Raw genomic sequence first — 21,731 nt, forward strand, 5'->3', positions numbered from 1 at the left:
TTGTTAATTCTCTTTTAAATATTCCGATATTTCAAAGCAAAAAAATGTTTTATTTATCTTTGAAGTTTGGCTTTCTTTTTTCAATGAAAGCTTGTATTCCTTCTTTTGCATCAATCGTTGCAGAAACTTCACCAAATCGTTTCGCTTCGTTCTCTGAAGCTATATCGAAGGAGTCATCTTGTGCATTTTGTAAAAGCTCTAAAGCGAAACTGACAGATATTGCGCCTTTTTGAGAAACTTTTTTTGCTAATTTCTCTGTTTCCTCTAAAAGTGTATCTTGCGGATGAGCATGGTTTGCTAAGCCCCATTTAACAGCTTCTTTACCAGTTATTGGATCAGAAGTGAGTAACATTTCTGTCGCTTTTGCACGTCCTACAAGTCTAGGTAAACGTTGAGTACCTGCAAATCCTGGAATTAATCCTAGCTGTAATTCTGGTAAACCAAGTTTCGCATCTTCAGCAACAAGACGAATGTGACAAGCCATGGCTAACTCTAGTCCTCCTCCAAGCGCTGCCCCATGAATTGAAGCAATGACTGGCTTCGAGAAGGTTTCGATTTTCTTGAAAACTCTTTGTCCTTTTCTCGCCATCTCACTAAACGAATCACTACCGTTTACCATTGTGAATTCTTTAATGTCGGCCCCTGCTGCAAAAAAGCGCCCTTCACCATGAACGACTACGGCCTTGACATCTTCGTCCTCTTCGATTTTTGAAAAAGCAAGATCAAGGTCATCGAACATCGCTTGAGATAACGTGTTTGCTGGTGGATGATTTAAAGTTATAAAAGCGATTCGTTCTTCTTTGCGTAATTTGATATAAGTAAACTCAGTCAAAAATCTCACTCCTCTCATTCGCTGTTCATTTCTTTTGATCTCCTATATAAATATAGGTGAAATCAAACTACTTTTTTAAACCATTTAATAGAGTAGCGTTTAACGGTTCTGCAAGTGCAACTAGGTTGTAACGATGATCTTTCATTACCCAGTTTGTGACGACTTCATCAATCGCACCAAAAATGATTTGCCTAGCAATTCTTCGGTCTAAGTTTTCATTGAAATAACCAACTTCAAGCCCTTCTTCAAGGATTGAATCAATTAAACCTAGATAGCCTTTTAAAACTTCATTAATACGATTACGTAAAGCAATGTTTGACTGTCTTAACTCTAGTTGAGTGACGATGGCTAAATCGTAATCATCTTCGAGCTGACGTAAATGCATTTCAATTAAAAGGAGCATCTTTCTTTCAATTGAAGTTTCTTGCTCTAGGTGATCTTTACTCTTTTCTACAAAGGTCCCCATTTTTTCTTCAAATAAAGAGATTAATATATCTTCTTTATTTTTAAAATACAAATAAATGGTACCGTCAGCCACACCAGCTTCTTTTGCGATTTTTGAAACTTGTGAATGGTGATATCCATTTTCAGCTATCACTTTGACAGCAGCATCAATAATTTGTTCATACTTTGGTCCGCGCTTTTTAGCCATACGATCACTTCCTCAATCTTCTCCTATAAAAATGAATGATCATTCATTCATATTTCTTATTCTATGCGAACTTCATCTATCTGTCAAATGGAGAAATGAGATTGCTAAAAATTTATTTTAAAAGGCGTTATGTAACTTCAAATACCAGGCACCTAGTAAATTATTTCCCGGTGCCTGGCACTTCGGTTAAAAAATGTTAGCTTGTTTTCTTTTGTTTTTGTTTCTGTTTTTCTTTTTCTTCATCAACAAGAGCACGGCGTAGTACTTTTCCAACCATTGTTTTTGGAAGTTCTGTACGGAATTCATATTGACGAGGCACTTTATATGCTGACAATTGTTTACGGCAATATCCATTTAGTTCTTCCTCAGTAAGCTCATGTCCCTCTTTTAACACAACAAAAACTTTAACTGTTTCGCCGCGATATGTATCTGGCACACCAATAGCAACAGCCTCTTTAATTGCTTCATGTTCGTACAGCACTTCTTCAATTTCACGCGGATAAATATTAAACCCACCAGCGATAATCATATCTTTTTTTCGATCAACAATGTAGAAAAATCCTTCATCATCCATGTAACCCATATCTCCTGTAAGAAGCCATTCATCTTCATAAAATGTTGCACTAGTTGCTTCTGGACGGTTCCAATAACCCTTCATAACTTGCGGTCCACGAATCATTAGTTCGCCAATCTCACCTGGCCCTGCAGGCTCACTTGTTTCCGCCGAAAGAATCGCAACGTCTGTATCAGGCCAAGGGAGTCCAATACTGCCTGATGGGCGCTTTCCCCACATTAAATTAAAATGTGTGACAGGAGAAGCTTCAGTAAGTCCAAAACCTTCTGATAACTTTCCACCAGTTAATTCTTCAAAACGTTGCTGTACTTCAACTGGAAGTGGTGCCGATCCACTAATACAAACTTCAATGGAAGATAGATTAAACTTTTGTACATGCGGATCATTAATTAATCCGATATACATGGTCGGAGCTCCGGGGAAGATCGTCACTTTTTGTTTCTCTATCGCTTTTAATGTCTGCTTCGTGTCAAAACGAGGAAGAATAACCATTTTTGAGCGATCCATAATCGAGAAATTCATGCCAACCGTCATTCCGTATACATGGAAAAACGGTAGTGCACATAAGATGACTTCGTTCCCATGATCAATTTTGTGCATCCATTTTATACATTGTGTCGTATTGGCGACAAGGTTGTAATGCGTAAGCATAACCCCTTTTGCTACTCCTGTCGTTCCGCCTGTATATTGCAATAAGGCTAAATCTTCTTTCGGATTAATATCAAGCGGAATTTCTTCTGCCTCCCCTGCCTTAACGAGTTCAACGAAAGAATGAGTGTTGGCATTATAGTTTACCTCAACCTTTATGCCTGTGTTCTTTTTTTGAATAAATGGATAAATAACGTTTTTCGGAAATGGCAAATAATCTTTAATGTGAGTGACAATGACATGTTCTAGCTTTGTTTTTTCCAACACATTCATAACTCTAGGATAAACGAGATCAAGACAAATGATCACCTTTGCCCCTGAATCAACCATTTGGTGTTCTAATTCACGCTCAACATAGAGCGGATTCGTTTGCACCACGACAGCTCCTGCCATTAAAGCCCCGTAATAGCTAATAACAGATTGTGGCGTGTTTGCAAGCATAATCGCTACCCGATCACCTTTTTTGACACCTAAATCACGTAAACTATTTGCAAAACGAAGGGAAGAGTCATATACCTCTTGAAAACTCATTTCTTTCCCCATGAAATGTAGTAATGTTTTCTCCGGCTCTTCTTTTGCTCCTTCTTGTAAATACTCTTGCAAAAGCTTTTCATCATAATCAATATGTTGCGGAATGTCATCCGGGTAGTGAGTTAACCAAGGTCTTTGCAATTGCGTTTCCATGAAACGTCCTCCTTTGTCTCTCCTTTCCGTTGAGACATTCAAACCCCTCTACCAATCATTGTAATGAAAACGGATTCAAAAGAAAACAGTTTTGTGTCAATTTTTAAAATATTTTATTTTTATAGAATAGTTAGGGAACAAAAACTATTTATTTTACACATATTTCTTATCGGTGAGTTAATAGAAATAAAGACTATTTCAACAGTTATATAAAGGTTATTGACGATATCATTTATAATGCATTCTTTTTGCAAGACTTTTACATCTTTATATTTCAATAATGCCCTTATGTCGAATTTAATGATTATGCGTCGGCACAGCTCATAACAATGTTTACCTGCGACGAGTAATCGTAGGTGCATATTCAGCGAAGCGTCGTTCTTCGCTGAAGCTAGACATAAAAACTTATCCACAAGCACCTTATCTATCAATTCCAAGCCCACCAGAAAAAAGCACCCTCGCATAATTAGCAAGAGTACTTCTTCATGATAAATGAATTAATCGTCATTTGTTGCTGAATCTTTAATTTTTTTCTTTTCCTCTTCAACAAGGACACGGCGTAAAATTTTTCCGACCATCGTTTTTGGCAGTTCCTCACGATATTCATACAATCTTGGTACTTTATATGCTGCAAGGTGTTTTCTACAATACTCATCGAGGTCTTTCTCATTAATAGTGAGTCCTTCTTTTGGTACAATAAACGCCTTCACCGTCTCCCCACGGTAAGGGTCTGGTACACCAATTACACACACTTCTTGTATGTCTTCATATTCATAAAGTACTTCTTCAACCTCACGAGGGTAAATGTTGAACCCGCCAGCAATGATCATATCTTTTTTTCGATCAACAATATAAAAGTATCCATCTTCATCCATGTACCCCATATCACCCGATAAGAACCAATCATCCTTAAAAGTTGCCGCTGTTTCTTCTGGACGATTCCAATAGCCTTTCATGACTTGGGGGCCTTTAATCATAATTTCACCAATTTCATTCGGCTCTGCTTCTTCACCTGTTTCTGCTGACAAAACCGCAACATCTGTATTTGGCCAAGGAATCCCAATACTACCTGATTTTCGGTTACCCCAAATAAGGTTGGCAACTGCAACTGGAGATGTTTCTGTTAAACCGTACCCTTCAACTAATCGACCATTTGTAACATCTTCAAATTGTGTTTGTACTTCTACTGGAAGTGGAGCTGACCCACTAATACACGCTTTAATGGATGACAAATCATGCTTTTTAATATCTGGGTGGTTTAATAAACCGATATACATTGTTGGAGCACCAGGATAGAGCGTTGCATTATGTTTTTCAATTGCTTTTAAAATATCCTTCGGTTCAAACTTTGGCATAATAATCATTTTAAAGCCCATTCGTATACCTAAGTTCATGACCGTTGTCATTCCGTAAACATGGAAAAATGGCAACGCTGCTAAAATGACTTCTTCTCCAGCTTTTAAGTCATACATCCACACTTCACATTGTTGCGTATTAACAACTAGATTATAGTGTGTGAGCATAACACCTTTTGCCGGCCCAGTAGTTCCTCCAGTATATTGCAATAAGGCTAAATCCTCTTTCGGATCGATTTCAATTTCGATCTCTTTTGCTTCTCCTTTAGCTAAAAAAGATGTAAAGGAATGAAGACGATCGTGATACTCTAAATCTACTTTAATGCCTGTATTTTTCTTCTGAATAAAAGGATAGATCAAGTTCTTAGGAAAAGGTAGAAAATCTTTAATTCCTGTAACAATAATGTGTTCCAACGGTGTCTTTTCTTTTACATTTGCTACGCGTGGGTAAACGAGATCCAAACAGATCATCACTTTAGCACCTGAATCGTTCATTTGATGTTCAACTTCACGTTCAACATAAAGTGGATTTGTTTGAACAACAATCGCCCCTGCAAATAGAGCACCGTAATACGAAATGACAGATTGTGGCGTATTTGCAAGCATAATTGCAACACGGTCACCTTGTTCTACTCCGATCTCTCGAAGCTGGTTGGCTAATTTTAGGGCTGACTCATACACCTCATTGTACGTCATTTCCTTTCCCATAAAGTCTAAAGCAGCTTTATTCGGATATTTCTCTGCAGCTCTTTTCAGATAGCTTTGTAGTGTTTCAACCTCATAGTCAATTGATGTTGGAATTTCTTTTGGATAATGTTGAAACCACGGTTTCTCAGTTAACGTTTCCATACCTTTCTCCTCCCTTATAAAAAATGACCTCTCCTTCATAAAAGATTTATCCGATGAAAAGTGGACCCAAGGTGTTGTAAAATATTTAACAATCTTTTTCTATTGAGTTCCCTTTTCATCGATAGGCATTCTCCTCTCTAGTACTATTGTAATGAAAACGGATACAAATTAAAACTAATTTGTTTTAATTTTTCGAATTTTTATTCTATACCTACTCCTTCCTGATTTCCCTCTCGAAATAAACGAATAAACATCGGTTGTTTACCTTTGACTTATTATGGAATTTGGGATGCTAGCTCGGTGTCTTACCTGATACTTTTGAGCGGTCTTCTACGCATTGTGCAACTAAGAATAGTTTTACAGCTTTTGGAGAATCAAGAATAATTATATCTTTTTCTTTCTTATACAATTCTAGCTTTCTTAAAATCTCTGGTTTCTTTTTCTTTTGAAAATTCCAAACAAACTTTAGAAAATTAACATCCAGCCTTTCAGCACACCCATCGCCCATATCCGGCCGCTTCTTCTTTCGGTACATCCACCACCGTTTAAACACTCTGTAAATGCAGAGTGTTTTAGGCATATCAAGGAATATAATTGTATCCGCAGCTTTCAGCCTCAAATCCATTGTACTTTGGTAATTACCATCAATAATCCATGAATCATTTTTCATGAGCTCTCTTTGAGCCGTTATTTGCTCTTCTCTCTTTGCAATTATCCAACCAGGACGCCAAAAATGTGCATCTAAATGAAAGACATCAATGTTTAATATTTCATTTAACCTTCGAGCAAGAGTTGATTTCCCAGACCCTCCTGAGCCAATAATGGCAATTTTTCGCATTATGCGTCCTCCTGTTTTTTTCCATTGTTTTTTTAGGTTATCATCTGTATATATGAATGTATAATAAAAGGCATTAAAAAGGCCGTCTCTATTAAATTAAGTTGTTCTGTTTAAAGGGAGAAAGCCGAAAATAACAACTCCTTTATACTTGTTGAGACGCAGTTGAAAACACTTCGCCTGTAAACGGATTCGAGTGCTTATCTTAATAAAAAAGACAAAATAAAAAGGCAACATGTAAAACATAATGTTAAACGTGTTGCCATTTCTATTGTTTTTATTGTTTTTCACCTCGAAAACGGAATTACTTATTATTAAGCTACAAGCTTATAAAGCGGCCATCATTTATTTTAGAAAATTAATATTTACGTTAGCTATTCAAAAAACAAAATAAACATCATTCCCGCTACAACGAAGACACCGCAAAGAACGATTAATACTTTCCATAATGTTTCCATAACACATTTTCACCTACAATTAGTCGAGTTGCAAACTGCCCTCTCTATACTTTTCTTACAATTACCGAATACTCGCTCCAATAATATATGAAAGCGAAACAGATAGAATAAGCGATATAAAGCCGACTGAACGATTATCCCGCTGTAATTCCTCATCCACTTTAAAACCAGGTGATAAAAACTCAAAGATAAAATAAACGAACAACAAGAGAGAAAAACCGAAAGCTCCCCAGCCAATCATCGCTAAGACAGAGTCATTTGCCATAATGGAGTGACGAAAAACGTTCGCTACACCAAAAATTTTCCCACCTGTAGCAAGGGATACAGCAATGTTCCCTCGTTTTATTTCGTCCCACGTTTGATATTTTGTTACGATTTCAAATACAGCAAGTGCAACAATTAGACTAATAACAACAATACTGTACATTCCTGCTGTATATACGTATTCATGCTGGAAAAACGTCTTCATCGGTTATCCCCCTCACCGAAACGTATGACTATTTTAACGAAACAACAGTGACACCAGAACCGCCTTCTCCTGCACCACCTAATCGTGTACCTTTAACATTCCGATGCTTTTTCAATAATTCTTGTACACCTTTACGGAGTGCGCCTGTTCCTTGCCCGTGAATGATCGACACTTGGTGATACCCAGCTAGGACTGCATCATCGAGATACTTCTCTACTTCCATCATCGCATTTTCAAAGCGTTCTCCTCGAAGGTCTAGCTCCGTTTTCACGTGGGTACCTTTCCCACGTATTGTTGATAATGGATTCTTTTCCACTTCTTTTGGACGATCGATGTATAAAAGATCATCTTTCTTTACTTTCATTTTCATCATCCCTAGTTGAACGAAGTACTCTTTATCATTTACTTTTTCAACGATATGACCTTTTTGGTCAAAACTAATCACTTTCACTTCATCACCAGGGACTAATTTGTTTACTTTTGGTTGCTTCAAATTCTTTTTCGGTTTTTCCTTTTTCTTATCCACTAATTCTGGCTCTGCTTCTTCTAACCGTTTTTTCGCATCAATTAATTCGTGTTCTTTAATTGAAGGGTTCTTTTTCTGCATGTCACGAAGTTCACGAATGACTTGTTCAGCTTCAGCTTTAGCCTTTTTCACTGACTCTGCCGCTTTATCTTCAGCAGCTTTTAATACTTTCTCTTTTTCTTCTTGTAGTTTCTCAAACTCCTCGGTTAACTCATCGTGTAGACGTGCTGCTTCATCGCGGAGTTTTTCTGTTTCTTCCATTTGTTGCTCTGCACCTTTACGACTATCTTCTAAAGATGCGATCATATTTTCAATTTTGTTCGTGTCAGCACCTATGTGACTTTTTGCATCTTCAATGATCGTATCACTTAATCCAAGCCTACGACTAATGGCAAATGCATTACTACGTCCTGGGACCCCAATAAGAAGTCGGTACGTCGGTTTTAACGTTTCAACATCAAATTCAACACTAGCGTTCATGACGCCCTCACGGTTATAAGCATAGCCTTTTAACTCACTATAGTGCGTTGTTGCAATGACTTTTGCACCTGCATTGTAAACGTAATCTAAAATAGAAATTGCAAGCGCTGCCCCTTCTGTCGGGTCTGTTCCTGCACCAAGCTCATCGAAAAGGACAAGTGAGCGGTGGTCAATGTGATCTAATATATCAACAATGTTTGTCATATGAGATGAAAACGTACTTAAACTTTGTTCAATTGACTGTTCATCACCGATATCAGCAAAAATTTGCTGGAAAACAGCAGCTGATGATCCTTCTTCACATGGAATTTGTAAGCCAGACTGGGCCATTAAAGTTAATAATCCAACTGTTTTCAATGTCACTGTTTTACCACCTGTATTCGGTCCTGTAATCACTAGTGACGAAAAATCAGTTCCTAACTCTACATCAATTGGGACAATTTCATCTTTCGGAATAAGTGGATGACGAGCTTTTGTCATCTTCAATATTCCTGCTTCATTTAAATTTGGTTCTGTTGCTTTTATTGCATCACTATACAGTGCTTTTGCAAAGATAAAGTCAATCTCAGCCATCACATCGACGATCGTTAATAAGTCATTAGAAACTTCACTTACTTGTGATGAAAGAGCAACTAATATTCGATTAATTTCTTGTTTTTCTTTCACTCTTGCTTCACGAAGTTGATTGTTTATTTGAACGACAGAATCTGGTTCTACAAATAATGTGGCACCAGAAGCAGACTGATCATGGACCATCCCACCGAAATGACTTCGATACTCTTGTTTTACAGGGATAACGTATCGGTCATTTCGAATTGTAATAATTGCATCCGAGAGCATCTTTCTCCCACTTGAAGATCGTGTAATATTTTCAAGTTTTGATCGAACGTTCGATTCGTGCGAACGTATTTGTTGACGAATACTTCGAAGTGCTGAGCTTGCTGAATCTAACACTTCTCCTCCTTCATCAATCGATTGTTTGATTTCCCGCTCCAAATCAGTAAGTGGTACCATTTGATTTACCAAATCAGGTAAAATAGAGAGTTCGATATCATCTTCGATCATTCCTTCAACGAAGCTTTTAAAGCGCCGGCTTCCATAAATTGTTGAGGAGATATCGAGTAATTCAAGTTCATTTAACATACCGCCGATTTGTGCACGTTTTACTGAAGTACGAATATCACGAATGCCACCAAGAGGGGCTTGTCCTTTTAACCGTAATACTTTCGCACCTTCTGCTGTACTTTTTTGCGCATGTTCAATTTCTGAGAGATCAAACGATGGCATTAAGCTTTCTACACGCTGTTTCCCTAAAGATGAGCTTGCGTGCTGAATGAGTTGCTCTTTCATTTTGTCATATTCTAATATGCGACAAACCCTTTCTAACACAAGGGTCACCTCCGTCTATTTACCGATTCTTCGAGATGAATGCTCTTAATTCTTCCGCTGTCCACGTATTTACAACCGTCTCTTTTTTCAGCCAGCCACGTCTAGCTGCTTTCACACCGATTGGCATATGGTCAAGCATTTCGATTCGGTGAGCATCTGTATTTACAGCAATTTTCACACCTTTTTCTTGTGCTTTTTTCAACCAATCGGATGAAAGATCTAGACGATTTGGATTTGCATTCAGTTCCAAAATCGTATTCGTTTCTACTGCTAAATCAAATAATTTTTCCATATCGACTGGATAGCCGTCTCTTCGACCAATTAACCTCCCTGTTGGATGTGCTACCATTGCAACATATGGGTTTTCTAAAGCTGTTTGTAATCGTTTCATTATTGTTTTTTCATCTTGATGGAAAGCAGAATGGATTGATGCGATGACAAAGTCGATATGCTCTAACACATCGTTCTCGTAATCTAACGACCCATCTGGTAAGATATCCATTTCAATTCCAGTAAAAATTGTAAAGTCTTCGTACTGATCATTTAGTTTACGTACAACCTCATGCTGACGTTTCAAACGTTCTACACTTAATCCGTTTGCAACTCGTAAAAATTTTGAGTGGTCTGTAAGAGCCATGAAGTGGTAACCACGAGACCTGCAAGCTTCAATCATCTCTTCAATCGAATGAGCCCCATCACTCCAAGTTGTATGCATATGAAGGTCCCCTCGTATATCTTCCATCTTCACAAGTGGAAGCTCACTTTCAAAGCGTTCCACTTCATCGTACCCTTCACGCACTTCTGGTGGAATGTAAGTTAATCCAAAATGGTTAAAGAAATCCGTTTCTGTTTCGAACGTTTTCACTTCACCAGTTTCTTCACTTTCCACTCCATACTCACTAATCTTTTCACCACGATCTTTTGCTAACTGACGCATAAGGACGTTATGATCTTTTGAACCTGTAAAATGGTGAAGTGTTGTTGCAAAAGCATCATCTTCTACCATCCGAAAATCGATTGGGACAATTAAATCATCAAATTGTAGTTCAATACTTACCTTCGTATCACCGTGACCAACGATTTCTTTTATATTTTCCATTGAAACAAGTTGTTCACCGGCAGAAACTGGATCATCAGTTGATAAAATAAAATCAAGGTCTTTGACCATTTCACGCCCACGCCGGAAACTACCTGCCAATTCATAACGGTGAATCCCTTCCATTCGATCGAGACGTGACTTAATCTCCTCCGCTACTGGTATCATTTGTGCAATTGGCAAGCGTTCTGGACGCTTCCCTAGTTCATCAATTGCGGCTAATATTTTTTCTTCTGTTTTCTCACCAAAACCTGGTAACGTTTGGACTTTATTTTTTTCACAAGCGACTTTTAATGTCGAAGCATCGACAACGCCAAGTTCTTGATACAGCTTTCCAATCTTTTTCCCACCTAGGCCAGGTAGCTTTAATAATGGTAAGAGTCCTTCAGGGAGTTCTTCCTCAAGTTCTGTGAGTGTTGAACTTGCCCCTTCTTGAACAAGTTCATTAATGATTGCCGCTGTTCCTTTACCAATCCCTTGAAGTTTTGCTGGATCATCAAACTCTGCAATCGTTCGTTCGTCTCTTTCAAGAGCTTGGGCCGCTTTTCGATATGCCGAAATTTTAAATGCATTTTCACCTTTAATTTCAAGATATATCGCGATTCTTTCTAACGTTTGGATAATATCTTTTTTATTCATCGCCGTCATGACGTTACCACCTCGTTTTACCATTTAGACCAAGTCATTTTTTCTTTTATCATCATAACGATAATTGGTATACAAAAGCAACTGTAAGCACTGATGTTAACAAGAAATGCGCAAGCCCCTTGTCCCTTCCTCTCCAATTATAACTACGGTCATGTACCCGTCCAACAGGTAAACGACACGCATGAGGCCGTGCCTGGGGCAAAGAAGACACTTTGAAAGCAAACGAAGTGAAGCTTGAATAGATGTCGCACTTGTGCCTAGAGGTGAAAGCGCCCGCCGGTAGCGAAGTCACTCAATCAAAAACTAGCAGCATTAATTACCTGCGACGAGTAACCGCAGGAGCAATTATTATCTGCGACGAGTAACCGCAGGAGCAACGAAAGCCACTACACTGACCAAGCTATGAGCTGTGCCGACGGATCCTCACCAAAGAATCAGCTCTTAGAGGAAGGCACAACGAGCATTTGCTTCTCCGAATATTCATCGAGCTGCCTCGACGCATCATCTTCCAAGAAGTGCTTGAAGAGGAAGAGGCAAGTAGTCTGCGACGAGTAACAAAGCCTAACGAAACCGAGTAGGCGTCGCCATTACTGACCACGCCTCTCACAGAGCACACACGTGCGGATCTTCGCATGTGGCTCTTCCCATATATCCCTTCTAGAGATAACGTTCATCATGAACAGATGATAAACTTACGAGTCCCAGCTCTGAAAAGAACTCATTGTCTAACGCCGCATGAACCATTGGACTTTTGGAACTTCGCCAAGCAAACATACGGATTCCTCTGAGGTTTTCTTCCCTCCATCCCTTCCTTCTAAGAAGGCGATGGAGGTTCTTTATATGTCTCCAACTTCTAAGTTGTACCATTCTTAACCTTCTTCTTATCCAACTATCCCACTCTTTGAATTTGTTCTTCACATTGCCGTAGCGGAAATAATTTGCCCAACCTCGAATGTAGGGGTTCAGCTTGTCTTGGATAAGGAGTTGGATATCAACTGTTTGGTTCCTACGAGTAATTTCTCTCACTCGCTCCTTGAATTTTACCTCTTTCTTAGGGTCTATTCTTCGAATATTGCCAATGAATTCATACCCTAAGAATGTAAATGGCTCTTTCATGGCGTCGACAACTTTAGTCTTCTCTTGATTGACAGTTAAACTTAGTTCTTTCTCAAGAAATCTTGAGACACTTCGCATGACTCTTTCTGCACCTTTTGGGCTTTTACAAAGAATGATAAAATCATCCGCAAAGCGGACGATACGGTGACCACGTTCGGTCATCAGTTGATCAAGCTGATGTAAGTAGATGTTCGAAAGTAACGGACTTAACACACCACCTTGCGGAGCTCCCTCGGGAGTATCTTCGTAAAGATCCTCTACCATGACACCTGCTTTGAGAAAACGGTGAATGAGTTCGATAATAGACCCATCCGTCACTCGTTTCCTTATTTGTTGTTCCAATTTATCATGTGGAATCGTATCAAAGTAGGACTGTAGATCGGCATCAATGACATAATGGTATCCTGCTCTCAAGTGTTCAGTAACTTTGTCTAGAGCCATATGAGCACTTATCCTTGGGCGGAAACCATAACTACACGGAAGAAACTCTTCTTCGAAGATAGGTTCCAATACATTCCGTAGAGAAGCTTGTACGATGCGATCTTCCACCGCTGGTATCCCTAGTGGACGTTGTTTCTTCCCATTATCTTTATCGATCATCTTTCGTCGAACAGGTTTGGGTCGATATCGTTTACCTTTTAGCTTCTGTTGGAGCACTTCTAGATTGTCCTCCAGCTTTGCTTCATATCCTTCAATTGTTACTTTATCGACCCCTGGTGCACCTTTGTTCTTCTTTACTTGATAAAAGGCACTTACTAGATTCGCTTTCTTGTACACTTTGTCGTACAAACTGTACCATACACGTCTTTCCATCTGTTATTCCCCTTACGCCACTGCTTTCGTTTCTTCCTTTGCTTCTGCTTCTCCATATGAAATGTCGAACATATCAAGGTTGGTAGCCGATGGCAATACCTTATATTTCACATTTCGGCGATAGACGGTGTACCCTTCTGTTCCACCCTGGCATCAGCCCCCTTGGCTCTTGTCCAGCTTCTGTCTATTTCCGCAGTCATAAGTAAGCCTACTCACATTGTTCTTCTATGGGTCACGCCCTTCGCACGATTCCTCACCTTTTGGGTATAGGTTCGCAACTGTATCTGTGTACAGTTTCACTCATGTGCTGTCCTCGCTACTGTCGCCAGTAGGTCATTGGCATGAGCTTCTCCACTACTATGGCGATCTCTGACTTCTCCCTTTAAAGCTCATCTTGTGTCCTTGGCTTAGCCTTGTAACATCAATACCTACTTTAGGAAGCAGGGAGATCTCAATGGGTCACATCATGTACTTTCCCTCTAATCCAGCCCTCATAACACTTTGAGTTTCCAGCTATTCGGACTTTCTGTTCTCTTGCACAGTCATCCAACTCTCGTGCCAACATGGGATATCAGCTCTGTTCAGAGGTTTGCCTTCAGATCCTCCGCACGCTACTCCACAGTCAACGCACTATCTGTCAGCTAATGCTTGCCGGCTGGCCGATGCATTCGGGACTCTCACCCTTTAGCACATGTGCTGCCACTCGCGAAAGAAAGCTTCTCGTTAAATAACGAGAAGCTACCACTGGGTTTCGGACCATAGGCCTTTTAATTGGTTTGAAAGAATTGGTGTATACTCAAAAATCATTTGTGCAAAGCTAGACCCTTGCAGTATTTCTTGAACCATTTCAAGTTGAATTAATGCTGCTAAATGGAGAAGGACAACAATGATTAATAAGCCTTCAATAAAACCGAACAAACCACCAAGCCAGCGATTGATCATGTTCAAAATCGGTAAATGAGCTAGGAAGTCAAACAATGATCCAACGACTTGCATCACGATTTTTGTCACGAAGAATAGAATCGCAAAAGCAATTCCGTTATAATAAACTTCTTCTAATTTAAACGCATCTACAAGAAGGTTCATCCCAGACTCAGATGATAATTGTGGAAACGGCACCCATAATCGTATGTAATGTGCGACTTCCTGATAATATAAATATGCAACAATAAATGCGACCACAAACCCTAGCAAATGGATGAGCTGTAAAATAAATCCGCGGCGGAAACCGACGAAAAAGCTAATGACTAAGGCGATAAATAACAAAAAACTCAGCATCTTTATTAATCCCCATCTTTCTGTTCTTCCTCTATTTTCTTCAGTAAATCTAGATAATCATTTCCTATATTTACGGCTGTTAAAACCGCTAATTTATTTGTATCTAAATATGGGTTGTTCCCTTTTAATTCTTTCATTTTTTGATCGACGAGTCTGGCAACTTTTTTTACATGATCAGGGTCCTCTGCCCCAACAATCTTATATTGTTGCCCAAAAATTGTAACACTCGTTCGACGCTTTTCGTGTTCTTCTCCCACTACTAAGCCCCCATTCGTCATAAAAATCCTATTATTTATCATAACATGCCAATACGTGTATGAAAATATAAACTAATAAGAAAAGCGAAGCGCTCTTGATATCGGCGGTGAGCTAGACAACGACCTAGCGTAAAAACTTGCTTTTAGTCTCTGTACTAAAAAACTACATCGTACTCTAACTTCATCTATGATAAAATTTTATAGATTATTAAATATGTTGAAATAAGATGACTTAAAACCTTAGTTTGTCTATACTATTGAGTACGAAACATTAAAGACTATTCTATGAATAATGATCGACTCATTTATCGGTACTTTACTATTTTAACTCGGTAAGTGGAGAAATCTCTACCCTAAAATAAATATTCTCATATAGAGAGGTTTGATATCGTTGAGTTACGAAGTGATTCAAGTTGAAAAGTCGATATTAGAAAAAATGAAAATAACTTATGCTGATTCATTAAAACCAAACCCACCACAAGGGGCTGCATTTGCAGCTAAAACGAAAGGGTGCTCCATTACTGGGTACCGCTCAGGAAAAGTACTTTTTCAAGGAAAAGAAGCGACATTGGAAGCAAATCGGTGGGCAACAAACAGCAAATCTACACCTCAAAAGAAAAAAGCCACAGGGAAAAGTGTAAACGATCACCAATACCAGCCACCTAATAACGTTACAAGTCTCGTATTGCTTGGAAGTGACGAAACAGGAACAGGTGATTATTTCGGTCCAATGACGGTCGTATGTGCTCACTTGTCAGAAGAACAAATGAAGACGATTGAGCATTGGGGCATCCGTGACTCAAAAACAATTACTGATGATACAATTCGGACACTTGCGCCAAAGCTTTTAAAAGAATGTACATACAGCCTACTCGTCTTAAAAAATGAAAAATATAATGACCTTCAGCAAAAAGGGATGAACCAAGGACAAATGAAAGCTCTGTTACATCACAAAGCAATTACGAATGTGATGAAAAAATGTGCTGAACAAGACTTACCTTACGAAGGTGTTCTTATTGACCAATTTGTACAGCCGAACCGTTATTTTGAGTATTTACGATCAAAAGGTCAATCTTGGCGTTCAGAAAAACCACTTTATTTTGCGACGAAAGCAGAAAATATTCATCCAGCCGTAGCTGCAGCCTCAGTGCTTGCTCGTTATTCATTTTTACAGGAAATGGATGCACTAGAAACGGAAGTCGGCCTTCCACTCCCAAAAGGGGCCGGTGCAAAAGTCGATGCAGCAGCGAAAGAAATTGTCCGCCATAAAGGGAAAGACGCTCTTTATAACTGTACAAAATGGCATTTCGGTAACACTCAAAAAGTGTTGCGATAAAGAAAACTCGCCGATTGGCGAGCCTTTAAGGCGAAGACAAAGGTGTAGTTGCACTTATACTATACACATAAAAATTTTCACTACGCCGAAATTGCTTCTTAGCTAAAATTTTATACATTCTTATAGTGTAAACAAAACTTGGCTTGTCGCCAAGTCCTTATGGCGAAGGCAGAGCCGTAGTTGCAACGAGCTATACACCTTGAATCAACTTCGAGCTGCGACGAGTAACCGCAGGAGCAATTATTATCTGCGACGAGTAACCGCAGGAGCAATTATTATCTGCGACGAGTAACCGCAGGAGCAAGCGAAGTGTGCTTACTTAGAAGCTCTTATGCTTTAGTGCAAGTCCTAATAAGGAACTTCGGCTAAAGTCGATCACGTCCTGTGATCAACACCGAAGCCACCACCTCCTGTGGAAGTAAGCCTTAGTTGCGGTTATACTATCAACCGAAATTTTATACGTTCTGGTAGTATAAGAAATGAGCGCTTAGTAATGTCACTCCACCGACGTTTACTAAGCGCTTTTTTCAGTCAAGATTAAAGATCTTTATACACTTCTTCTCTAAGAAGGACAAAACCTTGTCGACTATAAAACTCTTTGGCAGTCGTATTTTTACACCAATAATCAAGCTCGATTCGATGAATCTTCTCCTGATGAGCGACGTTTTCAATATGCTTCATGAAATACAAGCCATACCCTTGGCCACGTTCGCTTTCATTTATACTAATTTGATGAACATATAAAGAACATTGCTTCTTTTTGAAAGGGCTCTCTTTACTTCGTTTTATTTCAACCCAAGTATAGCCGATTGGTATGTTTTTATTTTCAAGCACGTAAAATTTATGTTGAGGCTTAGGCATTACCTCTTTAAAAAAGGTGAAGATCTCATTTTCATTATAAGGCTTAAATATATGAGGATACATGTTAGCATGATGATTTTGGACATGACGGTTTAAGGTTGTAATTAACTTAACATCATCTGTTTCATAAATGTTCATTCGCATCATCTCCATTTAAAAAATAATAAAACCGAGCATGATCAAAACTACAATACATGCTGCAATTAAATTTGCAATTGATGCAGATTTATTTTTCATTTTCGACTGCTCAAATGAACGAATAAAAAATGATAATGAAATCAACCCGATTACAAGAGGTAATACCTCCCTTGGTAAAACGTGTATAAACATCAAAACCCAAACAATTACTGCAGCTGTTAAAACGAAAAGATCGATAAAGTAAAAAGGCTGCAACCTGTTTGCTTTTTCTTTTTTAACTGAAAACATATTTGTCTCTCCTTACTCTTTTAAATCTCTTTTCGGAATATATTTCGTGAAATATGCAGCTAAAATTAACAATATTAATCCTAGCCCCCATACAACGACCCCTAACAAATCAAAAACCATTGCAACTAATAAAATAATCGCCATAATATAAAAACAAATGGATGATAAATTTCGTTTAATCGCCTCTTCTCGTCCATTTTCTTTTGCTGACCTTCGTATTTGTATTAAGAAATAAAGAAGGCTTACCATTAGCGCTGCCATTAATATTAGATTGAACATAAGCTTCTCCCCTCTTATGTGCTTTCCTTTATACCTTCATTTGGGCCGTTAGTTAGATTATTCATAAACCATGATGACTCCATCATTTATTTTCCTTCGTTTCGATCATTCTTGCAAGTTTTTATCAAATTAATTTCGACAATCTAAACTTTTACGTTATACAATTGAAAAAATATTGTATTTTTCGGACTTTTTTTGTCAAAATGAACCATCAATCTATAACACCATCCGAGAACTCTGCTGCACCGTCCACAACTACGTCACAGAAGACGAATTGTAATGTTAGTTATTTAGTCAAAAACGTTATAAATAATCAGTCGTTTCAAGATCCGTATCCCTTCAATCTACATGGAGGGATTTTTTTATTGAGGTTATGTATTGTCGTTTTCGCCGGCTTCGTTCGTTTGTTATGATCGATAGGTTTCTGTATTTGGCTATTTTGCTATGTGGAATGGTGTACCTGGTATTAATCTACCCGGTACAAATCTACCTGGTATTAACCTACTTGGTATTAACCTACCTTACTTTGTAGGGTTCCACATGCCTATAACCTTTTTCTCAACTATTAATAACTTATCTTTTTTTATAAATCTAGCAGGAATATCACGTTTATTGTCGAACTAATATTTTGGAATTTTTAAAAGGAGTGATCTTATGTGAAAAGAGAAAAAAGAATTTGGAATCCTAACAAATATTATCATGTCATGAGTAGAGGAATTAGAAATGAATTATTCAGAAATGAAAGTGACTACCAATATTTTGTAGATTTAATTGAGTTCATACACAACAAATATAAAATTGAAGTGGTAGCATATTGCCTTATGAAAAATCACTTCCACATTCTTATACGTACGAAAACCAAAAGTTTATCTTACGTTATGAGGTTATTAAAATGGTACTATGCACAATACTTTAATAAAAAATATAAATTAAAAGGCCCTGTCTTTGAAACTCGGTTTGTTTCTAAACAAATCCTAGATAATCGCGGTTTAATCATTTGTAGTCGCTATATTCACTTTAACCCCCAAAAATTTGTAAAAGATCTAGAAACTTATAAATGGAGTAGCTATAGCTATTACTTACCTACTTGCGATCAGCCACCTGATTTTTTATCCACTTCACCAGTCCTCAATCAATTTCCAGGAACAGATCAAGAAAAACGCAAAAAATATATTGAATGGTGTCAATATTAGTATTAACCCAATACTCAATACACTCAATCAAACTCTATTAAATAAGCATTTACATGGTATTAATCCTCCTGGGATAAAGCTATCTGGTACAAACCTACCTGGTATCTATCTACCTGGTATAACCCTACCCGGCACAAACCTACCTGGTATTAACCTACCTGGTACACATCCACCTGGTACATGTCAAAAAACCAAAAAAGCTAACCGCAAGTTATCGGTTAGCTTCAAATGACAAATTTTATGATCTTAATGTTGCGCCAAGACGTTCTTCTAAGCCGGCCAATACTTTTTCGTGAACGGTAGTAACATCTTCTTCCGTTAACGTTTTTTCTGGATCTTGATAACGGAGTGAGAATGCCAATGACTTTTTACCAGACTCTAAATGTTCACCTTGATATACATCAAAGAGCGATACAGCAGTAAGTAAGTCGCCACCTAATTCAATAATTTCACGTTCTACATCTGCTGCGACCACCGTTTCGTCCACGACTAATGCGATGTCACGATCCATGGCTGGATAACGTGGAATTGGCGTATAACGTAGTGCTTTCAATTCATGGTCTACAATCTTTTGTAAGTTAAGTTCAAATACATATGTTTCTGGTAGAGACCATTCTTTCGCTGTCGTTGGATGAATTTGACCAACCATACCAACTATTTCGTCACCAATTCGTACTTCAGCTGTGCGTCCTGGGTGAAACCCTTGACGTTCACTTTGAACATACTGAACATTACCATTAACGTTTAATTCAGCAAGTAGTCCTTCTACGATACCTTTGACAACGAAAAAGTCGATTGCCTTCTTTTCACCTTGCCAGTTATGCATATGCCACGCGCCCATAAATGCACCAGCGACCATTGTTTTTTCATTAGGTTGCTTCGTCACTTTCTCTTCTTCTGTATGGAAGACAGAGCCGATTTCGTATAAGGATACGTCAAGCATGCTCCTGTTTTTGTTATGGCTTAGTGCATCAAGTAAGTGCGGGATCAGTGTTGTTCTTAGTGTACTGCGATCTTCACTCATCGGTAATGCGACTTTCACTCGTGGCTGATCACCACGTTCAAAATGCGATTCTTTTTCAGCAGTTGTTAAAGAGTAGTTCACTGCTTCATGAACGCCGGTGCTTTCTAAGAAACGGCGTGCTTTACGTTTTTCCTGTTGAACCGTCGTTAAACCACCTGGTGTTGTCGGTGTGTTTGGTAACGTCGTTGGAATGTTATCGTAACCGTAAAGACGCGCGACTTCTTCAACAATATCCGCTTCAATTTGAATGTCGTTACGACGAGTTGGAACAAAAACAGTGAAGTGACCATCTTGCTCTTCGTATTCAAACTGTAGTTTTTTGAAAATATTCTTTACAGTCGTTGCATCAATCTCTGTTCCAAGAACACCATTTATTTTTTCAAGCGTAATGTTTACAGTATGTGGTTCTACGCTTAACTCGTCGTGTGCAACAACTCCTGATAGAATCGTTCCACTTGCAAGATCAGCAATTAATTCAGCTGCTCTCTCAGCTGCTTTTTTCACACGAGCTGGATCAACACCTTTTTCAAAACGAGCACTTGAATCACTGCGAAGAGCTAAGTTACGACTTGCTTTACGTACGACTGTATCTTTAAAGAATGCTGCTTCTAATAAAATATGTTGCGTGTCCGCTTGAACTTCAGATTTGGCTCCACCCATGACACCCGCAATCGCCATCGGTTCTGTTCCATTTGTAATGACGAGATGCTCTGATGACAACGTACGCTCAACATCGTCTAAAGAAACGATCGTTTCTCCTTCAGTTGCTCGACGAACAAGGACTTTCTTAGAGTCAAAACGGTCGTAATCAAAAGCATGTAATGGTTGACCGTATTCTAGTAAAACGAAGTTCGTTACGTCAACGACATTGTTAATCGGGCGAATACCAGCTGCCATTAATTTCGTTTGCAGCCACATTGGTGACGGTGCGATTGTTACGTCTTTAATGATTGTTGCACCGTAGTACGGATTATCTTCTTTCGCGTCTACTTCAACGGAAATGTAGTCTGAAGCTTTTTCGCTACCTTCATTAACGTTTTCTTCAGGGAAAGTCACTTCACGGCCAAGAATTGCACCGATTTCATAAGCAACCCCGATCATGCTTAAGCAGTCTGCTCGGTTTGGTGTTAAGTCGAGCTCTAACACTTCATCATGAAGGTTTAAGTGCTCAAGTGCATCTTCTCCTGGCACCATGTCTGTTGGGAAAACAAAGATCCCTTCCGCTAATTCTTTAGCAACAAGCTTGCCTTCAAAACCGAGCTCTTGTAATGAACAGATCATTCCCTCTGAAGTTTGGCCACGTAGTTTTGCACGTTTAATTTTCATACCACCCGGAAGACGGGCACCAACTTTAGCAACCGCAACATATTGGTCCTTTGCTACGTTTTTCGCACCACAAACAATTTGTACTGGCTCATCTTCACCTACATCTACTTGGCATATATTTAATTTATCTGCTTCTGGGTGCTTTTCACATGAGAGCACTTTTCCAACCACGACATTTTTCACACCTTGGTTCATTGCATGAACAAGGTCAACTTCAACCCCGCTACGTGTTAACTTTTCAGCTACCTCTTCGGCAGTGAGGTCATCTATTTGAATGTATTTTTTTAACCATTGATATGATACAAGCACGATGGTTCCTCCTTTATT

General features: G+C 38.7%; 17 protein-coding genes. 2 read left to right on the forward strand and 15 right to left on the reverse strand.

Annotated elements, in window-relative coordinates:
• Positions 1-49: 49 nt before the first annotated feature.
• The 11 genes from LGQ02_RS15265 to zapA form a co-directional block, all read right to left on the reverse strand.
• Positions 50-832 (reverse strand): enoyl-CoA hydratase, encoded by a 783-nt coding sequence (locus LGQ02_RS15265; RefSeq protein ID WP_226515204.1) that lies wholly within the window; start codon positions 830-832, stop codon positions 50-52.
• A gap of 67 nt (positions 833-899) precedes the next feature.
• Positions 900-1,484 (reverse strand): fatty acid metabolism transcriptional regulator FadR, encoded by a 585-nt coding sequence (locus LGQ02_RS15270; protein WP_226515205.1) that lies wholly within the window; start codon positions 1,482-1,484, stop codon positions 900-902.
• 196 nt (positions 1,485-1,680) lie between these two features.
• Entirely contained in the window at positions 1,681-3,390 is a 1,710-nt protein-coding gene (locus LGQ02_RS15275) for an AMP-binding protein (protein ID WP_226515206.1), read from the reverse strand.
• Between the two features lie 497 nt (positions 3,391-3,887).
• Positions 3,888-5,594 carry a long-chain-fatty-acid--CoA ligase gene (locus tag LGQ02_RS15280; protein ID WP_226515207.1) on the reverse strand — a complete coding sequence of 569 codons (1,707 nt, stop codon included), beginning with the start codon at positions 5,592-5,594 and terminating at the stop codon, positions 3,888-3,890.
• A gap of 292 nt (positions 5,595-5,886) precedes the next feature.
• Positions 5,887-6,432: a DNA topology modulation protein gene (locus tag LGQ02_RS15285; RefSeq protein ID WP_226515208.1), complete on the reverse strand. Its 546-nt coding sequence runs from the start codon at positions 6,430-6,432 to the stop codon at positions 5,887-5,889.
• Positions 6,433-6,948: 516 nt separating this feature from the next.
• Positions 6,949-7,356, reverse strand: coding sequence for a DUF350 domain-containing protein (locus LGQ02_RS15290; protein WP_226515209.1), 408 nt, complete (start codon positions 7,354-7,356; stop codon positions 6,949-6,951).
• Between the two features lie 28 nt (positions 7,357-7,384).
• The gene (locus tag LGQ02_RS15295; protein ID WP_226515210.1) at positions 7,385-9,751 is read right to left on the reverse strand and encodes an endonuclease MutS2; all 2,367 of its coding nucleotides are present in this window, start codon (positions 9,749-9,751) and stop codon (positions 7,385-7,387) included.
• Positions 9,752-9,770: 19 nt separating this feature from the next.
• The gene (polX, locus tag LGQ02_RS15300) at positions 9,771-11,495 is read right to left on the reverse strand and encodes a DNA polymerase/3'-5' exonuclease PolX (protein ID WP_226515211.1); all 1,725 of its coding nucleotides are present in this window, start codon (positions 11,493-11,495) and stop codon (positions 9,771-9,773) included.
• Positions 11,496-12,152: 657 nt separating this feature from the next.
• A complete protein-coding gene (ltrA, locus tag LGQ02_RS15305; RefSeq protein WP_226515160.1) occupies positions 12,153-13,424 on the reverse strand; it encodes a group II intron reverse transcriptase/maturase in 1,272 nt (423 codons plus the stop codon).
• Between the two features lie 738 nt (positions 13,425-14,162).
• A complete protein-coding gene (locus tag LGQ02_RS15310) occupies positions 14,163-14,702 on the reverse strand; it encodes a CvpA family protein (protein WP_226515212.1) in 540 nt (179 codons plus the stop codon).
• Positions 14,703-14,707: 5 nt separating this feature from the next.
• The gene (gene zapA, locus LGQ02_RS15315; RefSeq protein WP_226515213.1) at positions 14,708-14,959 is read right to left on the reverse strand and encodes a cell division protein ZapA; all 252 of its coding nucleotides are present in this window, start codon (positions 14,957-14,959) and stop codon (positions 14,708-14,710) included.
• A gap of 391 nt (positions 14,960-15,350) precedes the next feature.
• On the opposite strand from zapA, the gene rnhC reads away from it, so the two are divergent.
• Entirely contained in the window at positions 15,351-16,295 is a 945-nt protein-coding gene (gene rnhC / locus LGQ02_RS15320; protein WP_319003472.1) for a ribonuclease HIII, read from the forward strand.
• A 537-nt stretch (positions 16,296-16,832) separates the two neighbouring features.
• Here the strand turns inward: rnhC and LGQ02_RS15325 are convergent.
• The 3 genes from LGQ02_RS15325 to LGQ02_RS15335 are packed head-to-tail and all read right to left on the reverse strand — an operon-like array spanning position 16,833 to position 17,861.
• Positions 16,833-17,294 (reverse strand): GNAT family N-acetyltransferase, encoded by a 462-nt coding sequence (locus tag LGQ02_RS15325; protein ID WP_226515214.1) that lies wholly within the window; start codon positions 17,292-17,294, stop codon positions 16,833-16,835.
• Positions 17,295-17,309: 15 nt separating this feature from the next.
• The gene (locus tag LGQ02_RS15330; protein ID WP_226515215.1) at positions 17,310-17,582 is read right to left on the reverse strand and encodes a hypothetical protein; all 273 of its coding nucleotides are present in this window, start codon (positions 17,580-17,582) and stop codon (positions 17,310-17,312) included.
• A 12-nt stretch (positions 17,583-17,594) separates the two neighbouring features.
• Complete coding sequence (locus tag LGQ02_RS15335; protein ID WP_226515216.1) at positions 17,595-17,861, reverse strand: hypothetical protein; 267 nt, start codon at positions 17,859-17,861, stop codon at positions 17,595-17,597.
• A gap of 656 nt (positions 17,862-18,517) precedes the next feature.
• On the opposite strand from LGQ02_RS15335, the gene LGQ02_RS15340 reads away from it, so the two are divergent.
• Positions 18,518-19,054 (forward strand): transposase, encoded by a 537-nt coding sequence (locus LGQ02_RS15340; protein ID WP_226515217.1) that lies wholly within the window; start codon positions 18,518-18,520, stop codon positions 19,052-19,054.
• A gap of 238 nt (positions 19,055-19,292) precedes the next feature.
• On the opposite strand, the gene pheT is transcribed toward LGQ02_RS15340, so the two are convergent.
• A complete protein-coding gene (pheT, locus tag LGQ02_RS15345; RefSeq protein WP_226515218.1) occupies positions 19,293-21,713 on the reverse strand; it encodes a phenylalanine--tRNA ligase subunit beta in 2,421 nt (806 codons plus the stop codon).
• Between the last annotated feature and the right edge of the window lie 18 nt (positions 21,714-21,731).

It is taken from the genome of Bacillus shivajii (genome assembly GCF_020519665.1).
Classification (GTDB): Bacteria; Bacillota; Bacilli; order Bacillales; family Salisediminibacteriaceae; genus Bacillus_CA; species Bacillus_CA shivajii.

What these genes read in the sequence shown, in the direction of transcription:
- LGQ02_RS15270 (WP_226515205.1), bottom strand. Translation starts at nt 1,484, where the DNA reads ATGGCTAAAAAGCGCGGACCAAAGTATGAACAAATTATTGATGCTGCT.
- LGQ02_RS15275 (WP_226515206.1), bottom strand. Translation starts at nt 3,390, where the DNA reads ATGGAAACGCAATTGCAAAGACCTTGGTTAACTCACTACCCGGATGAC.
- LGQ02_RS15280 (WP_226515207.1), bottom strand. Translation starts at nt 5,594, where the DNA reads ATGGAAACGTTAACTGAGAAACCGTGGTTTCAACATTATCCAAAAGAA.
- LGQ02_RS15285 (WP_226515208.1), bottom strand. Translation starts at nt 6,432, where the DNA reads ATGCGAAAAATTGCCATTATTGGCTCAGGAGGGTCTGGGAAATCAACT.
- LGQ02_RS15290 (WP_226515209.1), bottom strand. Translation starts at nt 7,356, where the DNA reads ATGAAGACGTTTTTCCAGCATGAATACGTATATACAGCAGGAATGTAC.
- polX (WP_226515211.1), bottom strand. Translation starts at nt 11,495, where the DNA reads ATGACGGCGATGAATAAAAAAGATATTATCCAAACGTTAGAAAGAATC.
- ltrA (WP_226515160.1), bottom strand. Translation starts at nt 13,424, where the DNA reads ATGGAAAGACGTGTATGGTACAGTTTGTACGACAAAGTGTACAAGAAA.
- LGQ02_RS15310 (WP_226515212.1), bottom strand. Translation starts at nt 14,702, where the DNA reads ATGCTGAGTTTTTTGTTATTTATCGCCTTAGTCATTAGCTTTTTCGTC.
- LGQ02_RS15325 (WP_226515214.1), bottom strand. Translation starts at nt 17,294, where the DNA reads ATGAACATTTATGAAACAGATGATGTTAAGTTAATTACAACCTTAAAC.
- LGQ02_RS15330 (WP_226515215.1), bottom strand. Translation starts at nt 17,582, where the DNA reads ATGTTTTCAGTTAAAAAAGAAAAAGCAAACAGGTTGCAGCCTTTTTAC.
- LGQ02_RS15335 (WP_226515216.1), bottom strand. Translation starts at nt 17,861, where the DNA reads ATGTTCAATCTAATATTAATGGCAGCGCTAATGGTAAGCCTTCTTTAT.